General features: G+C 63.6%; 1 pseudogene. It reads right to left on the bottom strand.

The features are described 5' to 3' along the window. Positions 1–1,004 precede the first annotated feature (1,004 nt). Positions 1,005–1,095, bottom strand: a pseudogene (locus tag FHS87_RS23330) (IS5/IS1182 family transposase); the annotation flags it as partial.

Here is a 1,095-nt window from a genome sequence, read left to right on the forward strand (position 1 = left end):
CGCTGGACCAAGTCCGCCGACGATATCCTCGCCGCCATCCAGCGCTTCTGCCTCCAAACTCAGCAGATCGGAGGAACTACGGAATCAGGACACTAGCACACTTCGCCCTCAAACGCCGAAGGGGCGCTCTACTAAGCTACTGATCTACACAAAAGAAGTGGTTCCCAGGGGCGGAATCGAACCACCGACACTGCGATTTTCAGTTGAAGGATCGCACATCTAAACTCTTAATGTATAACCGCTTTGCCGCTGCTGCGCTAGGACCGTGCTAAGCAGCGCGCGGTTCCAAGACTTGCCAAGACCCTTCGTGGTCGATCGGGCTCTGTCGGGCAGATCAAGGTGACGCTCAGGTATCGCCCGATCTTCACAGAGCGCCCTCATGCAGACCCCCGGCGACCCATGCGGTTTTCGCAAAGGCAGCACCCCCGGCTGATAGGGGAGGACGCCCACGCGGATCTTGAACCAGTGCGAGCAGGCCGCCGAAGCTGAAATAGCCCGAAGCACGTCGGTTCCGGCCGTGCTTGGGTCGCGCATGAGTTTGTTATCCGACTTCGGCACTCAGACCAGCGTCGGCTGGCCCGCCCTGTGTAGCCGGGCCAACGCCGTCGCGTCCCGCCGGTCCGTCTTGATCCGCTCGTCCGGCCTGCGTGGGATGAGGTCCGGCGCCAGCGCGACGCATTCGTGCCCGCGGCAGCGTAGCTGCCGGTTGACCCAGTCGCACCCGCACGGCCCGGCTTCGTAGATAAAGCGGGGCGGTCGGCCACGCCGTCCGAGAAGCGCTACCAGTTTCTCGAGCGCTGCCGGCGCGTTCGGGACCTCGCCGTCCCGGCGGGTCCCGGCCACGCAGAGCGCGACCGTCGCCTTTGCACAACCAGTCCGACAAAGGTGATACACTCTCCCATGGACCACCTCCTGTGCTGAAGCTGGGCGTCGGCCCACCCCTCATCAATCCTGCACAGTTCGCCGCGGGCAACCCCCGCGTTGGACAGACAACTGGTTTAAAGCTAAGGACAAAACCTCCTGAGCTGTCGGAGGCAGATGACGGCGCAGGCGAGGGTTGTCAGGGCGAGGTGGAGGTCGGCCCGGCGCTCGTAG

Source organism: Muricoccus pecuniae (assembly GCF_014199205.1).
GTDB classification, from domain to species: domain Bacteria; phylum Pseudomonadota; class Alphaproteobacteria; order Acetobacterales; family Acetobacteraceae; genus Roseomonas; species Roseomonas pecuniae.